This window comes from Pantoea sp. GCM10028869 (assembly GCF_042666835.1).
GTDB classification, from domain to species: domain Bacteria; phylum Pseudomonadota; class Gammaproteobacteria; order Enterobacterales; family Enterobacteriaceae; genus Pantoea; species Pantoea leporis.
In genome coordinates this window covers 343,042-362,653 of record NZ_JBHTGO010000001.1, presented here as the reverse complement: position 1 = coordinate 362,653, position 19,612 = coordinate 343,042, and the positions used below count along the sequence as shown (strand labels likewise).

The following is a 19,612-nucleotide window of genomic DNA, read 5'->3' as shown; positions in this document are numbered from 1 at the left end:
GTGGTTTTCAACCCCTCAAGGATGAGGGGTTAGAGGTGATTTAATGCCTGGCGACCAAAATCATTAGCCATGCACGTGCTGCGTGCGCCGATCCTTCACCGTGACATATAAAAACGCCAGCACGAACAGCGCCGCGTAGATCACCACAATGGTTGGGCCCGGCGCGCTATCGAGGAAGAACGAGGCGTACACGCCGCTGAAACCTGTCACCACCGCAATGCCAATCGCCAGCAACATCACCTGCACGAAACGACGTGCCAGCAGCAAAGCGATAGCGCCAGGCGCGATCAGCATGGAAATCGACAAAATCACGCCCACCGATTTCAGCGCAGCGACGATGGTTAACGAGATTAAACACAACAAGCCGTAATGCATCAGTTTGCCGTTGATGCCGCAGGCACGCGCCTGATTGGGATCGAATGCGTGCAGCAGTAAATCTCGCCATTTGATGCCAATCAACAGGCTAACAATCAGCGCGATAGCCGATGTCTGGATAATATCCGCCAGGCTGATGCCCAACATATCGCCGAACAAGATGTGGTCGAGATGCACTTCGGGCTGCAATTTCAGATACAGCACCAAACCGGCGCCAAACATGCCGGAGAAGACGATGCCCATTACCGTATCGGGTTTGATGCGGCTGTTCTCACTGATGTAGCCGGTAGCGACGGCGCACACCATGCCAGCGACAAACGCGCCGATGGCGTACGGCAAACCAATCAGCCAGGCGATCACCACGCCAGGAAATACCGCGTGGCTCATCGCATCACCGAGCAATGACCAACCTTTCAGCACCAGAAACGCCGACAGCATCGCGCACGGCAGCGACAGTACCAAGGTGGTGATCAGCGCCATGTTCATAAATTCGAACTGGAACGGACTCAACAATAATTCAGCCATTTACGCCGTCCTCCATGGTCTGACGCGCACGGCGTCGCGAAGCCAGTACGCCATGTTTTGGCGCGAAAACAAAGGCTACTAAAAAGACCAGCGTTTGCGCGACCACAATTACGCCGCCGGTCGCGCCATCGAGGAAGTAGCTGCTCCATGCGCCGAGGAAACTGGTGACGCTGCCGATGGTCACGGCGATCAGCAACAGGCGTGGAAAACGATCGGTCAATAGATAGGCGGTGGCGCCGGGCGTCACCACCAGACAAATCACCATAAACGCGCCGACGGTTTGCAGCGCAGCGACGGTGGACGCCGAGAGCAGGGCAAAGAACAGGATCTTCAGCCGCAGCGTATTCAAACCGAGCGAGCGCGCGTGGCTCTCGTCGAAGAAGGTCACCATCAGGTCTTTCCACTTCAGCAGCAGAATGGTCAGGGTGATAAAGCCAATCGCGCCGAGCTGCCAGATATCGGCGGGCGCGACCGACAAAATATTGCCCAGCACGATAGTTTGAATATTCACCGACGTGGGATTGAGTGAAACCAAAAACAGGCCGATGCCGAAAAACGACGAGAAGATCAGGCCGATAATGGCATCTTCTTTTAAGCGTGTGCGCTGATTGAGAAACAGCATGCTGCCCGCCGCCAGCCCGCCGGAGAGAAACGCGCCGAGGGAAAAGGGCAGTCCGAGCATGTACGCGCCCGCCACGCCGGGCACAATTGAGTGCGACAGCGCATCACCGATCAGTGACCAGCCTTTCAGCATCAGGAAGCAGGAGAGAAAGGCGCAAATCGCGCCGACCAGCGCTGCGATCCACATCGCATTCAGCATGTATTGATAGCCAAACGGTTCAATAATCCACGACATGGTTCGCTCCCCGGTCAGGATTTTTGTCTTTCATCAGCTGCATTAACACCGCGTTACGCTCATGCAGCGCGCCATCAAAGGTCTGCGCCAGATTATCGGCGGTGAAGGTGTCATGCAGCAGGCCGCTCGCCAGCACGGTATTTTTTACCAGCACGCAGCGATCGCAGAAATCAGGGATGGCGTTGAGATCGTGAGTGGAAACCAGCATGGTGCGGCCTTCGTCGCGCAGCTCTTTTAGCAGGGCAATAATCGCGGCCTCGGTTTTAACGTCCACGCCGGTAAACGGCTCATCCAGCAGGATAATCTGACCACTTTGTGCCAGCGCGCGTGCCAAAAAAACGCGTTTTTTCTGCCCCCCCGACAGCTCGCCAATCTGCCGGTGGCGATAAGCGCTCATGCCCACGCGCTCCAGCGCTTGATCAACGCTAAGTTTATCGGCGACACGCGGAATACGCAGCATGCCCATATAGCCGTAACGGCCCATCATCACCACATCTTCCACCAGCACCGGGAAGCTCCAGTCCACTTCCTCGGACTGCGGGACATAGGAAACGATGTTGTGTTTGAGGGCCTTATTGGCCGGTAAACCCGCTAGCGTTACCGCGCCCGAGGAGAGCGGCACAAATCCCATGATCGCTTTGAACAGTGTGGATTTACCGGAGCCGTTGACGCCAATCAACGCGGTGATGCTGCCAGCGGGCACGCTAAAAGAGGCTTTATGCAGCGCCGTGTGGCCGTTGCGGTAGGTAACACCCACATTCTCGACGATTAATCCTGCGGCTGGGTTCATTTCTGACTTCCTTCTGTGATGCCTTTAACCACGGTTTCGGTGGTGACGCGCAGCAGATCCAGATAGGTCGGCACCGGGCCATCGCTGTTGCTCAGCGAATCGACGTACAACACGCCACCGTAATGAATGCCGGCTTCACGCGCCACTTGCTGAGCGGGTTTGGCAGAGATGGTGCTTTCACTAAAGATGGCAGGAATTTGATGATCGCGCACCGCATCGATCACCTTACGCACCTGCTGCGGGGTGCCTTGCTGATCGGCGTTAATCGGCCATAAATAGAGCTCTTTCAGACCGAAATCGCGCGCCAGATAAGAGAAGGCACCTTCACTGGTCACCAGCCAGCGTTTATCGGCGGGAAGCTTGTCGACAGCGGCACGCATCGGCGCGATGGTTTGCTGAATCTGCGCTTTGTAACGCTCGGCGTTGGCCTGATAAATTGCGGCATTGGCGGGATCGTATTTCTGCAGCGCGTTGCGGATGTTATCGACGTAGATCAGCGCGTTATCCGGCGACATCCACGCATGCGGATTCGGTTTACCGTTGTACGGACCTTCAGTAATGCCCATCGGCTCAATGCCTTGCGTTACGGTGACCTGCGGTACATCGTTAAGACGCTGGTAAAACCGGCTGAACCACAGTTCCAGATTAAAGCCGTTTACCAAAATCAGATTGGCACCCTGCGCGCGACGAATATCGCCTGGCGTGGGTTGGTATTCGTGGATTTCTGCGCCGGTTTTGGTAATCGACGTCACGTCCGCCGCATCGCCCGCGACGTTTTTCGCCATATCGGCGATCACCGTAAAGGTGGTGACCACTTTGAATTTTTCAGCCGCTGACGCGGTAAATGCGCTGAGTGACAACAGAACGGCAATCGCAGGCAAAAGGCGTTGAGTGAACATGATCATCTCCAGAGTAATATAGCCAATGCTATAATATATAGCTGATGCTATCTATATGAGTCATTTTTGTTCACAACGCCAGTGTAAAGACAAAAATTTACGAAAGGGTCAAGTGTCATAAAGACGGAATTAAACGGCATTTCCCCTAAAACATTAAATATGGTTACATCAACAAAAAGCGGACAGGATTTAAGACGATGCGCATCAAAATCAATGCAGTAGCAGACAGTGAACGCTTTCCCGAATCCGTTGATGTGATTGTGATTGGCGGCGGCATCATTGGCACGTCAGTAAGTTACGAACTGGCAAAACAGGGCGTTTCCGTGGCGCTGTTTGAAAAGGGCGTGATCGGCGGCGAGCAATCCGGCCGCAACTGGGGCTGGGTTCGCCAGCAAAACCGCGACCTGTACGAATTGCCGATGGCGATGCGCAGTTTGCAGCGCTGGGACGAGTTGAGCAGTGAAATTGGCCTCGATCTCGGCTTCTCGCGGCAGGGCATTACTTACGGCACGCAGAGCGAAAGCGATCTGGCGCGCTGGGAAGCGTGGGGCAAGCAGGCGCAGCAACTGGGTCTCGTCAGCCATTTGATGACCGCACAAGAGACGCGCGAGCGCATCGGCAACAATGCGCCGTGGATTGGCGGCGTGTGGTCGCCCAGCGATGGTCGCGCAGAGCCGTCGCTGGCAGCACCGGCGATGGCGACTGGCGCGAAAAATCTCGGCGCATCAATCCAGCAAAACTGCGCGGTGCGCGGCCTCGATGTATCTGGCGGACGCGTCACCGGCGTCTGGACCGAGCGCGGCCTGGTGAAAGCCAACCGCGTGATCTGCTGCGGTGGCGCGTGGAGTTCACGCTTCTGCAAGCAATATGGCATTGAACTGCCGAGCGCCAATATCCTTGGCACAGCGTTCAAAACCACGGCGGCGCCTGAAGTGATCAAAGGCTGTCTCAGCACCGGCGGGTTGTGTATTCGCCGTCGTCAGGATGGCAGCTACACCGTGGCGCTCGCCGGACGCGGGCAGATTGATCTCGCGCCGCAAAATATCCGTTACGCCACCAGGTTCTATACGATGTATCGCAGCAAAATCGCCAAGAAGCTCAAGGTGCGCATCAACGGCTCATTCTTCAACGGCCCGGAAGCCGCCGGTTCGTGGTCCAATCAAAGCGAGTCGCCGTTTGAAAAGATCCGCACCCTCGATCCGGCAGCGGATAACGGCATTGTGCAGGAAGCGATGCAGGCGCTGGTGCAGCTCTATCCGGAGTTGAACGGCATTAAGGTGGATTACGCGTGGGGCGGCTGGATTGATACCACGCCGGATTTGGTGCCGGTGATTGATGAGATGGCGAGCATACCGGGCTTATTTATCGCCTCCGGCTTCAGCGGCCACGGTTTTGGTATTGGGCCAGGCGCAGGCTTGCTGTGTGCGCAGATGGTCAATAACAAACCGCTGTTCACTGATGTGAAGCCGTACAGCCTGGCGCGGTTCGCCAAAGGTCAGGCGATCCGTGAACCGCAGATGATGTGAGGGTTGGCCGGTGCGCGTTGTTGCACACCGGCCGAACATTACACATCCAACCGATGAATCACATTCACAAACTCATGTACGCCACTGTTAATTTCTCGCAGGCTGCGTGACAACACGCTGATTTTATCCTGCTCGGTCACCACAAACTGCTTGACCTCATTAAGCTGCTGCTCCATTTGCGCAATCAGGCTGGCGTTGTGTTCCACCACTTGCGTGATCTGCTTCGTCGCGCTGGAGGTGGACGCCGCCAAACGTCGCACTTCGCCCGCCACCACGCTGAATCCGCGTCCTGCTTCACCGGCGCGCGCAGACTCAATTGCCGCATTCAGCGCCAGAATATTGGTTTGCGAGGCAATCAGGTTGATGGTCTCGACCACTTCACTAATGCTTTTCGCCGAGGCGTTAAGCTCGCCCCCGATCGCCGTTGCTGCATTAACCTGCAGCGCCACCAGACCGGAGTTGCGGATGGTTTCGTCCAGCACCTCGTTGGCGTTGTCGGTAATTTGTGACGTTTCTTCTGAGGTCGTCAGCGCGATGTCGGCCACGCGCTTGGCGGCTTCCACGCGCGCGGTGATATCTGAGGCGATTTTGATCACCTTGTACACCTTGCCATCGGCGTCATAAACCGGGTTGTAGCTGGCCTCAAGCCAGATGCGTTCGCCGCCGGCGGTTTTGCGTTCGAAGCGGCCGACAAAGTGCTGGCCTTTGGCCATTTTGCGCCAGAAGTCGGGATTTTCACTATAGAAGTTATCGAAGCAGAACATGCGATGATGCTGCCCTACAACCGCAGCCAGCTCATATCCCATGTGCTTGAGGAAGTTATTGTTGGCAGTGAGGATTTGTCCGTCCGGCGTGAACTCAATCACCGCCATGGAGAGATCCAGCGCGGTGATCACCGCTTCTTTATGCTCCAGCTCCTGATGACGTTCTGTGATATCCGATGCCACCTTGATCACTTTGTAAACCTGGCCTTTGTCATCGCTCACCGGGAAGTAGGTGGCGCTGAGATAGAAACGCTGACCTAGCTTATTGAAGCGCTCAAAAATGCCGGTCACCGATTCGCCAGACGCCAGCGTTTGCCAGAAGGCGAGATAGCGCGAGGATTGGCTGTGTTGTGGGCTGCAGAAGAGGCGGTGATGCTTCCCCTGAATCTCATTTAACTGGTAGCCGGTGGTGGCAAGGAAGAGGTGATTGGCGGTGAGAATCTCGCCGTTAGGCGTAAATTCAATCCATGCCACATGCTGTTTGATCGCATTGATATCTTTAGCCACATCGCCACTTTTATAAAACGGCAAAGAAAGACTCGACTTTTTCACACCAAACATGGGAAGCCTCAGGTGATTATTGTGCTGTTGAACGTAATGCGTGCAGTGCAAAATTGGTCACGCTCAACATGCGTCACCTATGCTGCCCGCAGATTCCCCTTCGCCGTACACTTAAGTGTCTCTGTGCGCCGCAGCGCCGCACGGGGTATGTAATTAACCTACCTGATGTTTTCAAAATGTACCGCTCAGAGCGTACTCGCACTCCGCAACACTAGTTATCGGCGGCCTTATTTAAAGGTTTAATTTAAATGCATGTAAAAGGGCTGTTAATAAACTTGAGTTTATTTGCCGCTGCAAACTGGCATAACGCCCCCTTCCTGACTAAATAGTTAAACGTCCTTGATATTTTCTTTACGCATTCCTGATGCGATGTTGCGGGTTCGCTTGATGCGCGGACCTTACCTTTTGCCGGTCAGACGCTGCATCTCTGGCCCATCACGGAGTTGATGATGAACAACCACAAATCTGCGCTTTCTGCCGTCGCCATCGCCACACTCACTGCGTTATTGACGCCCGCACCTGCGCTGGCATGGGACAGTCTGACCGTGTTTGGCGATAGCCTGAGTGATAGCGGCAATGTGGGCCGTTTTACCTTCGACGGTGCACAACATCCTTTATATGATGAGATTCTTGCCGCGCATTTGGGGGAGGATTTACAGCGCTCAACGTTAGGCGGCAGCAATTATGCGCAGGGTGGCGCGGTATCGGTACCCAAGCTCGATCCTGATTTAAACACCCAGGATCAGCTGGCGGGTTATCTCGCTTCAACCGGCGGTCGCGCGGATAGCAACGGTTTGTATATTCACTGGGTCGGTGCCAATGACATCGCCGTTGCCGTCACCAATCCCTTAACCGCCAGTGAAACCATCAGCAACAGCGCCAATCAATCGGTTGCGCAAATTAAAACCCTGCTGGATGCCGGCGCAGGCGCGGTGATTGTGCCCACCGTGCCGCAGCTCGGCTCAACGCCCTATATGATTCAAACCGTGCTGCGCGTGCTGGGAAGTGAAGCCACACCAGCGATGGTGGCGGCGTTTCAGTCACTGGATGGCGTGACCACGCCAGATAAAGCCGCGCGACAGCAAGCGGTGCAGGATGCCTTCACGCAAGCGGCAGGCGAAGTTTCGTCGGTTCCAGCGGTGCGTGACGCACTAGCGCAACAGCTTTATAACGCATGGCAGGAGCTGAGCGAGCAGGTCACGGCGCTGTCCGACGGTTATAACCAGCAGGAAGAAGCTGGGCTGGCGACCTTGAATGGCAATATTGTGCGCGTGGATATCGCCGGGCTGTTCGATGAAGTGATCGCCAATCCGACCCAATATGGCTTAACCAACACCATTGGCATCGCTTGTCCGATTGGCACCTCAGCGGATGAGTGTCAATCCAGCACGCCGGGCTTCTCCACGGCGCAGGATTATCTGTTTGCCGATCGTCTACACCCGAGCCCAGCGGTGCACGCGATGATTGCCGATTACATCCAGTCGATTCTGGATGCGCCAGCGCAGGTGGCGGCGTTATCACAATCGCCACTGATGATGGCGCGGGATACGCAAAACACGCTGGATGGACATTTGCAGCAGCAGCGTCAACAGCCCGCCAGCGCCGGAAAGTTCACGGTATTTGGCGGCTATGCCGGGCAACATGTCGATTATCAGGGCGACAGCTGGAGCGACGGAAATGCCAACACCACCAACTTAACGCTGGGTATCGGCTATCAGATCACCGACAGCTGGCAAACGGGTGTGCTGTTCTCCAACACCAATCAGCGCCAGGAACCTTCGTCGAACTACGACTACAAACTACGCGGCAATCTGGTGGAGCTTTACAGCCAGCTGACGGTGTTCGATCAGGGCTGGATTAACGCCGATCTGCATTATGCCGATCTCGATTTCGACAGCATCGAGCGTGATATCCACATCGGCCCGGCCAAACGTACCGAGCAGGGTAGCACCAGCGGTAAATTGCTCGGCATGCGCGTGCAGACTGGCTGGACGCTGCCAATTACTGATAATCTCAGCACCGGGCCGGTCGCCAGTTACGCGCTGGATTACGGTCGCGTCGGCGGCTATAGCGAGAACAGCGACAGCAGTACCGCGATGCGCTATTCCGATCAAACCACCCATTCACAGATTGGCTCAGTGGGTTGGCGCATCGACAGCAAACAGTGGGTGGTTAATCCCTGGGCACAGGTGAGCTACAACCATCAGTTTGGCGATACCGATTCCACGGTGCGTGCCGGATTGAAATCGACGCGTACTTCGTTTGAACGCAGCGTTGAGGCGCGCGATAAAAACTGGCTGGATCTGTCGCTGGGTGCCAACGTGCCGCTCGGCGAAACGGTGAATGCGTTTGCCGGGGTTTCAACCGTCGGTGGGAATAGCGATTACCATCAGGTGACCTGGAATGTCGGTGTGAACGCCACGTTCTAAGCATGCAGGCCAGTAACTGTTAGTTGCTGGCCTGTTAATTTATAACGATCACAAATGCTTTCTCTGCTTAGCTATCAACCTTGTAATTCCGCGTAACCTCTCCTGTTTCGTGCCATGTAAATAAAGAAGTTGTCTGCGATTAATCTGTAAATCGCCTCGCTGCCGCTACGCTTTTTTCCATTAATCATATTGTTGTCTGGCCATGCAAAAATCACATAAGTCAAATGCCCCAGTTAGCGTGGTACGCATCAACACATTAATTTTCAGTTACTTATACTCGATGGTGCAGTTACTTTCTCTTAATAATTAAGGGGTACACCATGGCGAATGCGTCCAGCAATACGAATACCACACCACAAAACACTGTCACGGCGGCGGCACCGGTTATTCAGGTCATAGATATCGAACAGCTCAAAGCCACCGAACCCACCACCGGCGGTGAACTCGCTACGGTGCTGGAATATAAGCGCGGAACGAAAGCCGGCGGCGGCGTATTTGTTTATGACGCAACAGATACCACATCGCCAGACGATGGTGGGTTGGTGATTGTGACAGCGGGAAAGAAACGCTGGAAAAGGGTGATACTGGATTATAACTCGGTCACCGTGCTGGATTTTGGCGCGGTGCCTGACGGGAAAACCGACTGCATCGAGGCGGTAAAACGTATGTTTAACTGGTCGCAGCGCGTGCTGCCATCAGCAGGGATACGTTTTACTGCGGGCGAATTTAGTATGTCGACGTTTGATATCTCAGATATAGAAATTAACCGTTTTAAGGTGACCGGTGCGGCGGTCAATTTCGGTTATTTTCCAACAACGACGTTGTTTTTCGACTGGGATACCAAACCTCGTGGTCAACATTTCTTTAAAGTGCAGGCACGCTATGCCGAAATTTCTGGGCTGGTTGTGAAAGGCAAGAGTTCGGACAGCGGTGGTGATGGCGGCACGGCGTTCAATAATGTCGGTTTCTATGCCAACACCATTATCGGCGGCCAGTTCTTGCGCGTCAGCAGTATGGAATTCCGCTATTTGGGCGGACGTGCGCTTGATCTTATCGATACGCTGGATTGTAAAATCGACCAGTTCTATTCCCGTGGTTGTCAGGACAGCATTGTTTATGCTCGTTGGTCCGGTCGGGTAGAAGGCGCCTGGGATCACTCTACGGCAATTGAACTCTCCAATTTTAATTTGCAGGGCGGCACTAAAAAGCCGGTGCTGGATTTACCGCGTTGTACGCAATCCTTTATTCGCAACGGCTGGATTGAACACTCCGAATTCGCCGGTGATCTCTCCAATGGCCAGTGGGTGATTGAGGGATTAGCGATTGAATCCACCGATAACCCATTAAAACTGGGTTATTGCCGCGCCACTATTATTCAAAAAAGTATTCATAACCAAAGTGCCGGATTCGATTACAGTACCGAAGGTATTGAGCCGTGGACGCTTATCGGTGAAGGCGATCGTGGCATACTGGAGATGTCGGATTGGGGAATCGTTGCGCAAGGTTCATTGAGCTATGACTATATCTCCTCGCAGTATCACATGGATAATCAGGGGAAGGAGGCTGAACAGTGGTTTTATGTCGGGGAATTCGCCTTCTCTAATGCCAACTCGCAAATACATGTGCGCATTATTGGCACCGCACAATTCCTCTCACAAAGTGAAACCCAAACTGACTTTAGTAGCCGTACGCCGGAAGGCGTGGCAAATATCTATCTGCAGGCAAGAAATGGTGCAGATTCTATTGGCAGCTGGTACGGCGAGGGTTCCAGTCCGGTGACCAAAGTGCATATTTCGGGTAATGGTGCCCGAACCAAACTCTATGTGAAAATTGCGGGCTTTACCGCCTATTCCATTGCGCTAGTCGATACCAATGGCAAAGACCGATACCAGGCTGGAAATTGCTTTATTTTCCGTAAAAGCTTCACGGCCTGTAGCGCCGAAGAGAGCACCAGACTGGATGCGGAGAAAGTTGTTGCCTTTGAACAGCACTGGATTGGTAATAAACAAGTTGGCTTTGGGTACAACGACAACAAAGAGTTGTTATTGCATGGTCCGGTGTTCGAAAAGAGCGTGCAAAATCCCGATGGAACATGGAGAACGCGTCGGTTCTTAAAAGTTCGAGTCAATGGAGCGGAGCGCAGTATTGAATTGCACAGTGCTACCGATCCCTATTAATTTTATCGAGCCAGCAATCGAGGTTGCTGGCTCGACAATAATAAAATCTACGTGGTTAATTCACGCCAGGGATATGCACATCCGGTAACGTATCGCGTACTTCCCAGCCGCGCAATTTGCCGGGATTTAATAAATTGTGGGGATCACAGGCGCGTTTCATCGCCACCACATCAGCACGCACCATGCCCTGTTTGCCATCTTCAATATGAATCACATGTGGATTATTAATATTCACGCCATTCGTGCGGTAAGTAGCCATAATCGCGTTGAGGCGATCTTCGTCCTGATAACGCACCAGCGGTAAACCGCTACAGGTAATGCTGCCTTTCATATCGCGTAAGAATTCAATGTGCGACATCACCTCATCGGATAATTGCGCTTCCAGCGTTAACGCCTGCTGCAAATAGTTATCCGTCGTGTAAGCAGTTTGCAGGTAAGTTAGCGTCTTATCGATTTTCAGCGCCTGCAGCGTGGTGTGATTCCAGCAATATTCGATCAGCGAATGGCCGCTGTTTTCCCCTGCGGCAAAATGCAGCGCATTGCGGCCCGCATGTTGGCTCAGCAGCGCAGGTAACAGCCCGTCGCTTTCGCTGCCCACCACTGAAATCACCCCATGTTTGCCCGCCACATCGGCATCGGCCAGATCGCTGAAGTAATCAAGCACCGGCGCGGCGAACACGGTGATTTGGCGCTTCACCATGCCTGGCGAACGGGCCAGCGCATCGGCAAAGGCCATCGCCGTAGGGAAGTCGTTGAAAGTGTCGAGACGTTCGATCCAGTCGTGGCGCGGTGCCAGCGCCAGTTCAATCTCCAGCACGATGCCATTGCTGCCGTACGCGTGATGCAATAGCAGCGCATCCGGCGCTTGCAGGGTGATAATGCGCGGTGTCTCTTCCATGGTCATCAGGCGCACCGACAACACGTTGCCTGGCGCGGCCAGCGGACCGTAATTAATCGAACCTACGCCGCCAAATCCGCCGCCAAACAGGCCGCCGAGCGTCGCCAGTTTCCAGGTGGAGGGCATGCAGCGCAGCTCCCAGCCAAGTGGACGCGTATGCGCTTCGAGGTCGCCAAGGCGAATGCCCGCCTGCGCACGCACCGTGCCGTGGCCGACGGCGGTCACCGCGTTGAGGCGCGTCATATCAACCATCACGCCACCGTGCAGCGGAATCAACTGACCGTAATTGCCGGTGCCGCCGCCGCGCAGATTGAGCGGCACGCGCTGTTTGGCGCAGGCTGCCACGATCAGTGCCAGCTCCTGCTCATCACGCGGACGTACCGCCAGTTCGGCAAACTTCGCTTCCAGCTGCGGTTTCAAGACCGGGCTGAACCAGTGGAAATCGCGCGACAGACGTTTGACCTTCGGCGCTTCTTTGATCCAGTCGAGTTCAGGCAACGCCGCGACCAGCGCCGCCAGTGCAGACTGGCGATCGGAATCAGACATGTTTATTTCCTGTGTGAAAAGGGTTAGTGCGCCGCTACGGCGCATGCGTGTTTCTTAACTGGGGCTCAATTCACTCTCATGCCATGCCGCCAGCACGCGGCGCGTTAGCCACGACATCAGCGCGAACAGCAGGAAGCCTGCCAGTGAAATCAGCAGCAGCGCGGCAAACATCAGCGGGATATTGAGCTGATAACCGGCCTGCAAAATCTGGTACGCCAGCCCGGTATCGGTGCCGCCGGTGCCAGCGACAAACTCTGCCACCACCGCACCAATCAGCGACAAACCGCTGGAGATGCGCAGCGCGCCAAAGAAGTACGGCAGCGCCGAAGGAATACGCAGGCGCAGCAGAATCTGCATGCGTGACGCATGATTAAGGCGGAAATAGCTCAGCAATCCTGGCGACACGCTGCGCAGACCTTGCGTGGTATTGGAGATTATTGGAAACACCGCCATTAAGGTGGCGCACACCACCAGCGATAGCGTGGTGTCTTTCACCCAGATGATGATCAGCGGCGCGATAGCGACAATCGGCGTCACCTGCAAGAACACGATATAGGGAAAAAGGGCGGTCTCAATAAAACGATTTTGCACCAGCAGAAACGCCACAATCGAACCAATCACAATCGCCACCGCAAAGGAGATGACGGTGATTTTCAGGGTGTAGAGCAATGACATAAACAGCGTCGGGAAGTTCTGCACCAGACTTTGCGCCACCACTAGCGGCGACGGCACCAGAAACACCGGCACTTTGAAGGTGGTGACCAGAAACTGCCACAACAGCAGCATGGCGACCGCGACGATGGCGGGAAACAGCCACTGCTGAAATTGCCGATGGCTTGCTAACGGTTTCATCATTGACTCTCCTTGCTCGCCGCCAGCAGGCCGCGTTGCAACTGTTGCGCATAATGCGTGAAATCCTGGCTGACGCGGAACTCATCGTCGCGCGGCAACGTGGTTTCAATGCGGATGTCATCTACCACGCGTCCGGGGCGCGCCGCCATCATAATCACCCGCTGCGACAGAAATACCGCTTCCTGAATTGAGTGGGTGACAAACACCACCGTCAGCTTCTGCTCTTGCCACAAATCCAGTAGATCGCTGTCCAGCTTGTTGCGGGTGATCTCGTCCAGCGCGCCAAACGGCTCATCCATCAGCAGCACCTTCGGGCGCGTGACCAGGCCGCGCGCTATCGACACGCGCATCTGCATGCCGCCGGAAAGTTCGCGCGGCAATACGTGACCAAACTGGCCGAGGCCGACCAGTTCGAGGATTTCGCGCACGCGGGTGTCCGCTTCGGCACGCGGCACGCCTGCCAAATCGAGCGGCAGACGCACGTTTTTGTGCACGTTGCTCCACGGCATCAGCGTCGCTTCCTGAAACACAAACGACAGCGGCAGATCGCGCTGATTTTCGCGCCGATCGCGGCGAAACAGCATTAACTTGCCATCGGTGGGCTCAATCAGCCCGGCGATCATTTTCAGCAAGGTGCTTTTGCCGCAGCCGGACGGGCCGAGCAGCGAGACAAATTCGCCCTGACGAATAGTGAGATCGACCGGCAGCAGTGCGCGCGTACCGTTGGGATAAATTTTCTCCGCTGACAGCACCTCAATCGCCGGTGGCGCCGCAGAACGCGGCACCGCTTGCGCATCGGGATGCAGCAGCGTCAAATGGCTGGCGCTATTCATGGCAGAACCTTGACGTCTTGGATGAATTTCAGCGTGTAGCTGCCGTCAAACGGCACTTTGGCCGCATCGATCAGCTTGGTATCGACCAGCAGCTGCCAGGTTTGCTTGAGGCGCGCTTCGGTCATGATGCCGATGCCACCGGTTTGCGCATCGCCGCCGGTCAGCATCTGGTATTTCTTCATCTGCGCAATGCCGAAAGCGATCTGTTCATCGCTCATCTGCGGGTTCTCTTTCTTGATCAGCACGTTGCCAGCGGCAGGATCCTGCAGATAGTTTTTCCAGCCCTGCATCGACGCCTTCACAAACGCCGCCACCGCAGCCGGCCGTTTCTCAATGGTCGATTTCATGCACACGATGCTGTTGCCGTACGGCGGATAACCCCAATCGCTGATCGGGTAAACATTGGCCTGCGCATTGGCTTTTTGCACTGCAAACGGTTCGGAGGTTATATAGCCTTGCTGCACCAGATTTTTATCGGCAAGGAACGGCTGAATGCTGAAGGTGTAAGGACGCACGCGGGCATTTTTCAGCTTCAGCGCGCTCTGCGCCCACGGCCAATATGAGGTGTAGGCTTCCGCCGCCAGCAGGAAGGTTTTGCCCTGCAAATCGGCCTGGTTTTTCACATCCGGATGGGTGAGAAAGGCAATTGCCGAGTGCTGGAAGGTGGTGGCAACCGGCATCGCCTGCACGCCTTGCTGCCAGATTTCCAGCGCCTGCATGTTATCGCTGATGATGCAGTCGGCCTGACCGGCCGCCATCAGCTGCATGGTATGCACCTGCGGACCGCCCATCTTGATGGTGACATCAAGGCCGGCATCGCGATACAGATTCTGCGCCTGCGCCTGATAGAAGCCGCCGTGTTCGGCCTGCGCATACCAGTTGGTCATAAAGGTGAATTTCTCCGCCGCCATGCTCGGGGCCGAGAGTGCCAGCGCAAGCGCGGCAACAGTGCTCAATGTCTTTTTCATCATTATTCCCTAGCGAGGTGGTAAAAAGGCGGCTGCGTCGTGGTGATCTAATACTTTGCCTTGCCAATGGCCGGTGCCCCACGCCGGTTCGGCGCGGGTTACCCATGTCATCTGGTGCACTTCGGTAATCACCTGCGCCCAGCTTTCTGCCAGTGAATCGAGAATGGCTGCACCTTGCTCGGGCGTGGAGGGCAGAGGATCGCCAATCACGCCGCTTGGGCCGAAATCGTAGGAGGCCCACGCCGCCATCGGTTTGTTGGTCGAAAGCGTCGGGCAGGGGAATGCCGGCGGATAATTAGCCACCGCTTTATCCATCTGCACGGTATCGGGTGCCAGCGCCAGCATCAGCGCGGTTTCGGCATGTCCCGCGTGCATCGCCATCTGCCGCTCTTTGTCGTCCATAAAGCTTTCCGCGCAGTTCGGCACTTTAAAGGTGTCTTGCATGATGATGATCATGTCGCCGTGGCGCAGACGCAGTTCGCGCGCCGCCATCTGTAACGGCTGTGGCTGGCCGCCGTGGCCGTTAACCATCAGGAACTTGCGGAAACCGGCGCGATAGAGTGATTCGCCAATCTCCAGAATGGTGTGCAGCAGGGTTTCGCCGGTCAGTGTCAGCGTGCCAGGAAAATGCAGATGCTCATCCGATTTGCCGTAGGTGATCGGCGGAATGGCGTAGGCCGGGATTTCCGCCGGTAAACGCGCCAGCGCATGGCCGACCACGCCGGAGGCGATCACGCTATCCACCGCGCACGGCAAATGCGGGCCGTGCTGCTCAATCGCGCCGGTCGGCAACACGATCACGGTGTTGGCTTTATTTTCCAGCGTGGCGATGTCGGTCCAGCTCAGGTACGGCAAAAAGCGGTTTGCCGGAATATAACCATGCAACATTTCAACTCCTCGTGTTATTGCGGCAACCACGCCGTGGCTTCAACTTCAATTAAGACGTCCGGACTCGGCAGCATCTCGCTCACCTGCACCACGGTAGAAACCGGCGGCGCATCGGGAAAAAATTGCTTACGTACCCGGCTGTAGTGGGGAAAATGGTCGAGATTGCGGAAGTACTGCACCAGTTTGAAGACATCGCTCATCTGGCCGCCGGCGCTTTCGATGGTGGCGCGGATGCTCTCCAGCACGTACCAACTCTGCGCCAGAATCGGCCCCTCTTTAATGTCGGTAGAGAACTCGCCGGTGCGGCCAAGCAGCTGTTGCGCCGCTGCGGGAATGTCGTCGTAGCCGCGCACAATGGTGGCGGTTTGCGGATTCACCGGAATAATGCCGGAGAGGAAAATGAAGTCACCCGCGCGTCGCCACGCGGCATATTTCGCCAGCGGTTTTCCCGCTCCTGCATCAAGCGCCATCTGTTGTTTATCCATAACGCACACCCCTTTTCAGCCGATAGCGCTGACGTTGACGCAATGGCCAGCTCGCCACATCGACATGCGGAAAAATCACCAAATCATTGGCCTGCAGCGCGTGGCGTTGGCAGATCAGCGCGGAGGCCTGATCAAAGGCCGCGCCCAGTTGCAGGCTCAGCAAACCGCTGAACAGCGTATCGAGCGGGTCGTAACTGCCAAACGGACAGAACGCGTCCTGCACGTTGTCCGCGCCGAGCAGCAGCGTAATGCCCAGCGCCTGCGCCTCTTTCACCAGCGTTAAACCGCGCAGACGCGGCGTGCGGCCGGGCACCGCGTCCTGCAATAGCAGGTTAGTGAGCGGCAGCGCAATCAACGTCACATTGTGTTGCGCCAGTAAGGCAAGAATCTGTTGCGCATCGTCCTGCTGCGCCAGCGCACAGCTGTGGCTGCAGGTGATCGCGCCGCTAAATGGATGCTGCTGCAAATAGTGCGCCAGCCAGCGCAATCCCTGCGCCTCAACGTTAAGTTCTTCATCAATATGCAGATCAATATCCAGCTGCCACAATTCGGCGGCTTCCATCAGATGCTGAAACGCCTGCGCATCCCAGTTGCTGCTGTGAATAAAGCCGCCCAATAGCGCGCCGGGACCACTGGTTGCGACCTGCGCAGCAATATGCTGCGCATCGCTGGCGTCGGCAAAGAAGGTGAGTGGCGCGAGGGCCACGCGCTCGATGCTGCACAGTGGATGGTGCAGATCGCCAATCACTTGCCACGCTAATGGTGCATCAACGGAGAACCAGTCGATGTGGGTGCGCAGCAAACCGACGCCAGCTTCTACCGCCCAGCGCAGCGCCTGCGTAGCGCGCTGCTGCAGATCTGCTGTGTTCCAGTGCACGCGGTCCTGATGCATGGCAGCAATCGCGGCCAGCAAACCGGGCTGTTGCGCCGGGCTGCGTTGAATAGTGAAGGTTTTATCCAGATGCGCGTGCGGTTCGATAAACGCGGGCAGCACCAGCGCGCCGTGAAGCGGCAGATAATCAGCGGGTGCTGCTGCATGGTCGGGTTCGAATTGCAGGCCCGCGGCGTGGAAATGTAAGGTCGCCAGCTGCGGTTGATTGTTGGCTTCAGGCCAGTTTTCTGGCAGCAGCCAGCGGGGTAAACGTGCGCCGGTCGCACCCGGATAGCCGCTCATAGATCCAGTACCAATAAAGGTGAACGCGCACGTGAACAGCACAGCACGATGCAATCGTTGGCCGCACGCTCTTGCTGGCTCAGCACATCATCACGGTGATCCGGCTCGCCCGCCAACACGCCGGTGATGCAGGCGCCGCACATGCCTTGTTCGCAGGAGAGTTCAATCTCAATCCCTGCTTCTTCAAGTACTTCAGCGATGGTTTGTTGCTCGCCCACGGCAAAGCGTGCGCCGGAGGAGGCGAGCTGCACTTCGAAGGCAGCGCCAGCCATCAGCGAAGATGTGGATTGGAAGCGCTCGCTGTGCAGCTGTGCTTCGTCCCAGCCATGTTGCAACGCCAGCTGCTGCAGATGATGCATAAAACCCGCCGGGCCGCAGAACACCAGCGCAGCGTTGTCTGGCTGGGTGAGATCTTCGGGAACGCGCTGGCGCAGGCTGTCGCCTTCGCTGCTGTAGTGGATGACCACGCACGCGCCGAGATTGCGCAGACGTTGGCTGAAAGCCAGTTGGTCGGCGTGTTTCAGGTAAAGGTGCAGGGTGAAATTCGCCTGACGCGCCGCCAGTGCTTCGGCCATCACCAACAGCGGCGTCAGGCCGATGCCGGCGGCAAACAGTAGCGTGCGCGGCGCGTGCGGCAGCGGAAAGTGGTTACGTGGCGCGGATATCTCTAGCTTATCGCCGGTGGTTAATTGCTGATGAAGCCAGCGCGATCCGCCGGTTGAACACTCATCCAGACGTACGCAGATTTCATAATACTCGGCTGGCGCAGAGCAGAGTGAATACTGGCGTTTACCGCCGTCAGGAATAATGACATCGATGTGCGCGCCGGGCGTGAAAGCAGGCAGCGGCTGCCCGCTGCGATTCGCCAGCGTCAGTAACACATTGCCTGCACCGTTGAACTGCTTTGCGATGACGGTGACGACGAGAGGATTGGATTTCATCATCTATCTGCCTGAGCAGGGATGTCGTCAGCTGGAAGGCCGCGCAAACCCTTGTTTTAATCATGGCAGCGATTATTATTTTGCCCATGTGTAAGCGTCCATCTGTTTAATTCGCATGATGCGTTGCAAAAAAGAGAGCACCCCTTATGTTCGCCTTCTCCCGATTTCTGCTCTATTTCACTGAGGTGGCCCGCCAGGGTTCGCTGCGCAAGGCTTCTGAGGTGCTGCACGTCTCGGCATCCTCAATCGATCGGCAGATCCTGCGCGTGGAGGAACAGCTGGATATGCCGCTATTTGAGCGCCATCCATCAGGATTACGTATGACCGCAGCGGGTGAGATCCTGCTGAATGCGGCGAAAAATTGGCAGCGGGATTTTGGTCGCGTCTGCACGCAGCTGGATGATTTGCGCGGATTACGTCACGGCCATGTGCATATCGCCACCATTGATGCGATTAATCGCGGCTTTTTTTCATCGATTTTGCAGCGCATTCGCAGTGACTATCCCGGCATCTCCTTCACGCTGACCACCATGAGCAACATCCACATCGCCAATGCGCTGACCTCGGGCGATGCGGATTTCGGCATCATGCTTAATCCGCAAAGTTCGCGCGAGTTGCTGGTGAAGTCGTTTGCCGATTTACGTCTGGGTATTGTGGTGAGCAGTCAACATCCGCTGGCCAATCTGGAATCGATCCGTTTCAGCCACTGCGAATCCTGGCCATTTATCGTGCCCGCCGCGCCGCTAATGCTGGCCGATCCGCTGGAGGCGCTGATCAACAGTTCGGGCATTAAGATCAACGAAGTGGCGCGCACCAATAACATTCATATGCTGCGTTCACTGGTGCGCGATGATGTGGGGATAAGCCTGATGTGCTGGCTGGATATCGTTGATGAGTATCGGCGCGGTGAACTGAAGTTTATCCCGCTGATCGATACGGTGCTGAAGCCATTTACCTTGTCGCTGTGTGTTGCGCCGCAGCGCCAGCTTTCGATTGCCGCTTCGATGATGCTGCGCGAGCTGGAGTCGTTTTTTGCACTGATGCAGAGTGAAGAGTTGCTGGCGTAATGCTCGTTAGTTAAGGCATGAAAACCCCTCATTATCGAATGCACACATTGTAGCGGCG

17 protein-coding genes are annotated in these 19,612 nt (G+C 55.9%); 4 read left to right on the top strand and 13 right to left on the bottom strand.

Going from position 1 to position 19,612, the window contains the following annotated elements:
- Window positions 1-63: 63 nt before the first annotated feature.
- The 4 genes from ACFQW4_RS01755 to ACFQW4_RS01740 are packed head-to-tail and all read right to left on the bottom strand — an operon-like array spanning window position 64 to window position 3,445.
- The gene (locus ACFQW4_RS01755; protein ID WP_110866958.1) at window positions 64-900 is read right to left on the bottom strand and encodes a metal ABC transporter permease; all 837 of its coding nucleotides are present in this window, start codon (window positions 898-900) and stop codon (window positions 64-66) included.
- Window positions 893-1,756 (bottom strand): iron/manganese ABC transporter permease subunit SitC, encoded by an 864-nt coding sequence (sitC, locus tag ACFQW4_RS01750; RefSeq protein ID WP_101761431.1) that lies wholly within the window; start codon window positions 1,754-1,756, stop codon window positions 893-895. The genes ACFQW4_RS01755 and sitC overlap by 8 nt, the downstream gene beginning before the upstream one ends.
- Window positions 1,740-2,546 carry a manganese/iron ABC transporter ATP-binding protein gene (locus ACFQW4_RS01745; protein ID WP_377723392.1) on the bottom strand — a complete coding sequence of 269 codons (807 nt, stop codon included), beginning with the start codon at window positions 2,544-2,546 and terminating at the stop codon, window positions 1,740-1,742. Before ACFQW4_RS01745 ends, sitC begins: the two co-directional genes overlap by 17 nt.
- The gene (locus ACFQW4_RS01740) at window positions 2,543-3,445 is read right to left on the bottom strand and encodes a metal ABC transporter substrate-binding protein (protein ID WP_110866956.1); all 903 of its coding nucleotides are present in this window, start codon (window positions 3,443-3,445) and stop codon (window positions 2,543-2,545) included. The genes ACFQW4_RS01745 and ACFQW4_RS01740 overlap by 4 nt, the downstream gene beginning before the upstream one ends.
- 197 nt (window positions 3,446-3,642) lie before the next feature.
- On the opposite strand from ACFQW4_RS01740, the gene ACFQW4_RS01735 reads away from it, so the two are divergent.
- On the top strand, window positions 3,643-4,971 hold the full coding sequence (locus ACFQW4_RS01735) for an NAD(P)/FAD-dependent oxidoreductase (protein ID WP_377723390.1): 1,329 nt from the start codon (window positions 3,643-3,645) through the stop codon (window positions 4,969-4,971).
- Window positions 4,972-5,009: 38 nt separating this feature from the next.
- Here the strand turns inward: ACFQW4_RS01735 and ACFQW4_RS01730 are convergent, their stop codons facing one another.
- The gene (locus ACFQW4_RS01730; protein WP_101761435.1) at window positions 5,010-6,296 is read right to left on the bottom strand and encodes a PAS domain-containing methyl-accepting chemotaxis protein; all 1,287 of its coding nucleotides are present in this window, start codon (window positions 6,294-6,296) and stop codon (window positions 5,010-5,012) included.
- Window positions 6,297-6,745: 449 nt separating this feature from the next.
- On the opposite strand from ACFQW4_RS01730, the gene ACFQW4_RS01725 reads away from it, so the two are divergent.
- Window positions 6,746-8,725, top strand: a complete 1,980-nt coding sequence (locus ACFQW4_RS01725; protein ID WP_377723985.1) for an autotransporter outer membrane beta-barrel domain-containing protein — start codon at window positions 6,746-6,748, stop codon at window positions 8,723-8,725.
- A 320-nt stretch (window positions 8,726-9,045) separates the two neighbouring features.
- Entirely contained in the window at window positions 9,046-10,902 is a 1,857-nt protein-coding gene (locus ACFQW4_RS01720) for a hypothetical protein (protein ID WP_377723388.1), read from the top strand.
- Window positions 10,903-10,957: 55 nt separating this feature from the next.
- Here the strand turns inward: ACFQW4_RS01720 and ACFQW4_RS01715 are convergent, their stop codons facing one another.
- Genes ACFQW4_RS01715 through ACFQW4_RS01680 form a run of 8 tightly spaced genes read right to left on the bottom strand, consistent with a single transcriptional unit; the run spans window position 10,958 to window position 18,487 of the window.
- Window positions 10,958-12,346 (bottom strand): FAD-binding oxidoreductase, encoded by a 1,389-nt coding sequence (locus ACFQW4_RS01715; RefSeq protein ID WP_377723387.1) that lies wholly within the window; start codon window positions 12,344-12,346, stop codon window positions 10,958-10,960.
- Window positions 12,347-12,400: 54 nt separating this feature from the next.
- On the bottom strand, window positions 12,401-13,201 hold the full coding sequence (locus ACFQW4_RS01710) for an ABC transporter permease (RefSeq protein ID WP_101761439.1): 801 nt from the start codon (window positions 13,199-13,201) through the stop codon (window positions 12,401-12,403).
- Window positions 13,198-14,031: an ABC transporter ATP-binding protein gene (locus ACFQW4_RS01705; protein ID WP_192412919.1), complete on the bottom strand. Its 834-nt coding sequence runs from the start codon at window positions 14,029-14,031 to the stop codon at window positions 13,198-13,200. The genes ACFQW4_RS01710 and ACFQW4_RS01705 overlap by 4 nt, the downstream gene beginning before the upstream one ends.
- Complete coding sequence (locus tag ACFQW4_RS01700) at window positions 14,028-14,999, bottom strand: ABC transporter substrate-binding protein (RefSeq protein WP_137386931.1); 972 nt, start codon at window positions 14,997-14,999, stop codon at window positions 14,028-14,030. Before ACFQW4_RS01700 ends, ACFQW4_RS01705 begins: the two co-directional genes overlap by 4 nt.
- Before the next feature lie 9 nt (window positions 15,000-15,008).
- Window positions 15,009-15,887, bottom strand: a complete 879-nt coding sequence (locus ACFQW4_RS01695; protein WP_336768171.1) for a creatininase family protein — start codon at window positions 15,885-15,887, stop codon at window positions 15,009-15,011.
- A gap of 14 nt (window positions 15,888-15,901) precedes the next feature.
- Complete coding sequence (locus ACFQW4_RS01690; RefSeq protein ID WP_192235591.1) at window positions 15,902-16,357, bottom strand: RidA family protein; 456 nt, start codon at window positions 16,355-16,357, stop codon at window positions 15,902-15,904.
- A 7-nt stretch (window positions 16,358-16,364) separates the two neighbouring features.
- Window positions 16,365-17,546 (bottom strand): amidohydrolase family protein, encoded by a 1,182-nt coding sequence (locus tag ACFQW4_RS01685; RefSeq protein ID WP_377723383.1) that lies wholly within the window; start codon window positions 17,544-17,546, stop codon window positions 16,365-16,367.
- On the bottom strand, window positions 17,543-18,487 hold the full coding sequence (locus ACFQW4_RS01680; RefSeq protein WP_377723983.1) for a PDR/VanB family oxidoreductase: 945 nt from the start codon (window positions 18,485-18,487) through the stop codon (window positions 17,543-17,545). Before ACFQW4_RS01680 ends, ACFQW4_RS01685 begins: the two co-directional genes overlap by 4 nt.
- 146 nt (window positions 18,488-18,633) lie before the next feature.
- Here ACFQW4_RS01680 and ACFQW4_RS01675 point away from each other — a divergent pair, with 146 nt between their 5' ends.
- Window positions 18,634-19,554 (top strand): LysR family transcriptional regulator, encoded by a 921-nt coding sequence (locus ACFQW4_RS01675; protein WP_101761445.1) that lies wholly within the window; start codon window positions 18,634-18,636, stop codon window positions 19,552-19,554.
- Window positions 19,555-19,612: the final 58 nt, after the last annotated feature.

Bases quoted from the DNA above. Each gene is read 5' to 3' on its own strand.
- ACFQW4_RS01725 (WP_377723985.1), top strand. From the start codon at position 6,746: ATGAACAACCACAAATCTGCGCTTTCTGCCGTCGCCATCGCCACACTC.
- ACFQW4_RS01690 (WP_192235591.1), bottom strand. From the start codon at position 16,357: ATGGCGCTTGATGCAGGAGCGGGAAAACCGCTGGCGAAATATGCCGCG.
- ACFQW4_RS01705 (WP_192412919.1), bottom strand. From the start codon at position 14,031: ATGAATAGCGCCAGCCATTTGACGCTGCTGCATCCCGATGCGCAAGCG.
- ACFQW4_RS01710 (WP_101761439.1), bottom strand. From the start codon at position 13,201: ATGATGAAACCGTTAGCAAGCCATCGGCAATTTCAGCAGTGGCTGTTT.
- ACFQW4_RS01685 (WP_377723383.1), bottom strand. From the start codon at position 17,546: ATGAGCGGCTATCCGGGTGCGACCGGCGCACGTTTACCCCGCTGGCTG.
- ACFQW4_RS01715 (WP_377723387.1), bottom strand. From the start codon at position 12,346: ATGTCTGATTCCGATCGCCAGTCTGCACTGGCGGCGCTGGTCGCGGCG.
- ACFQW4_RS01745 (WP_377723392.1), bottom strand. From the start codon at position 2,546: ATGAACCCAGCCGCAGGATTAATCGTCGAGAATGTGGGTGTTACCTAC.
- ACFQW4_RS01695 (WP_336768171.1), bottom strand. From the start codon at position 15,887: ATGTTGCATGGTTATATTCCGGCAAACCGCTTTTTGCCGTACCTGAGC.
- ACFQW4_RS01720 (WP_377723388.1), top strand. From the start codon at position 9,046: ATGGCGAATGCGTCCAGCAATACGAATACCACACCACAAAACACTGTC.
- ACFQW4_RS01755 (WP_110866958.1), bottom strand. From the start codon at position 900: ATGGCTGAATTATTGTTGAGTCCGTTCCAGTTCGAATTTATGAACATG.
- ACFQW4_RS01680 (WP_377723983.1), bottom strand. From the start codon at position 18,487: ATGAAATCCAATCCTCTCGTCGTCACCGTCATCGCAAAGCAGTTCAAC.
- ACFQW4_RS01730 (WP_101761435.1), bottom strand. From the start codon at position 6,296: ATGTTTGGTGTGAAAAAGTCGAGTCTTTCTTTGCCGTTTTATAAAAGT.
- ACFQW4_RS01735 (WP_377723390.1), top strand. From the start codon at position 3,643: ATGCGCATCAAAATCAATGCAGTAGCAGACAGTGAACGCTTTCCCGAA.
- ACFQW4_RS01700 (WP_137386931.1), bottom strand. From the start codon at position 14,999: ATGAAAAAGACATTGAGCACTGTTGCCGCGCTTGCGCTGGCACTCTCG.
- ACFQW4_RS01740 (WP_110866956.1), bottom strand. From the start codon at position 3,445: ATGTTCACTCAACGCCTTTTGCCTGCGATTGCCGTTCTGTTGTCACTC.
- sitC (WP_101761431.1), bottom strand. From the start codon at position 1,756: ATGTCGTGGATTATTGAACCGTTTGGCTATCAATACATGCTGAATGCG.
- ACFQW4_RS01675 (WP_101761445.1), top strand. From the start codon at position 18,634: ATGTTCGCCTTCTCCCGATTTCTGCTCTATTTCACTGAGGTGGCCCGC.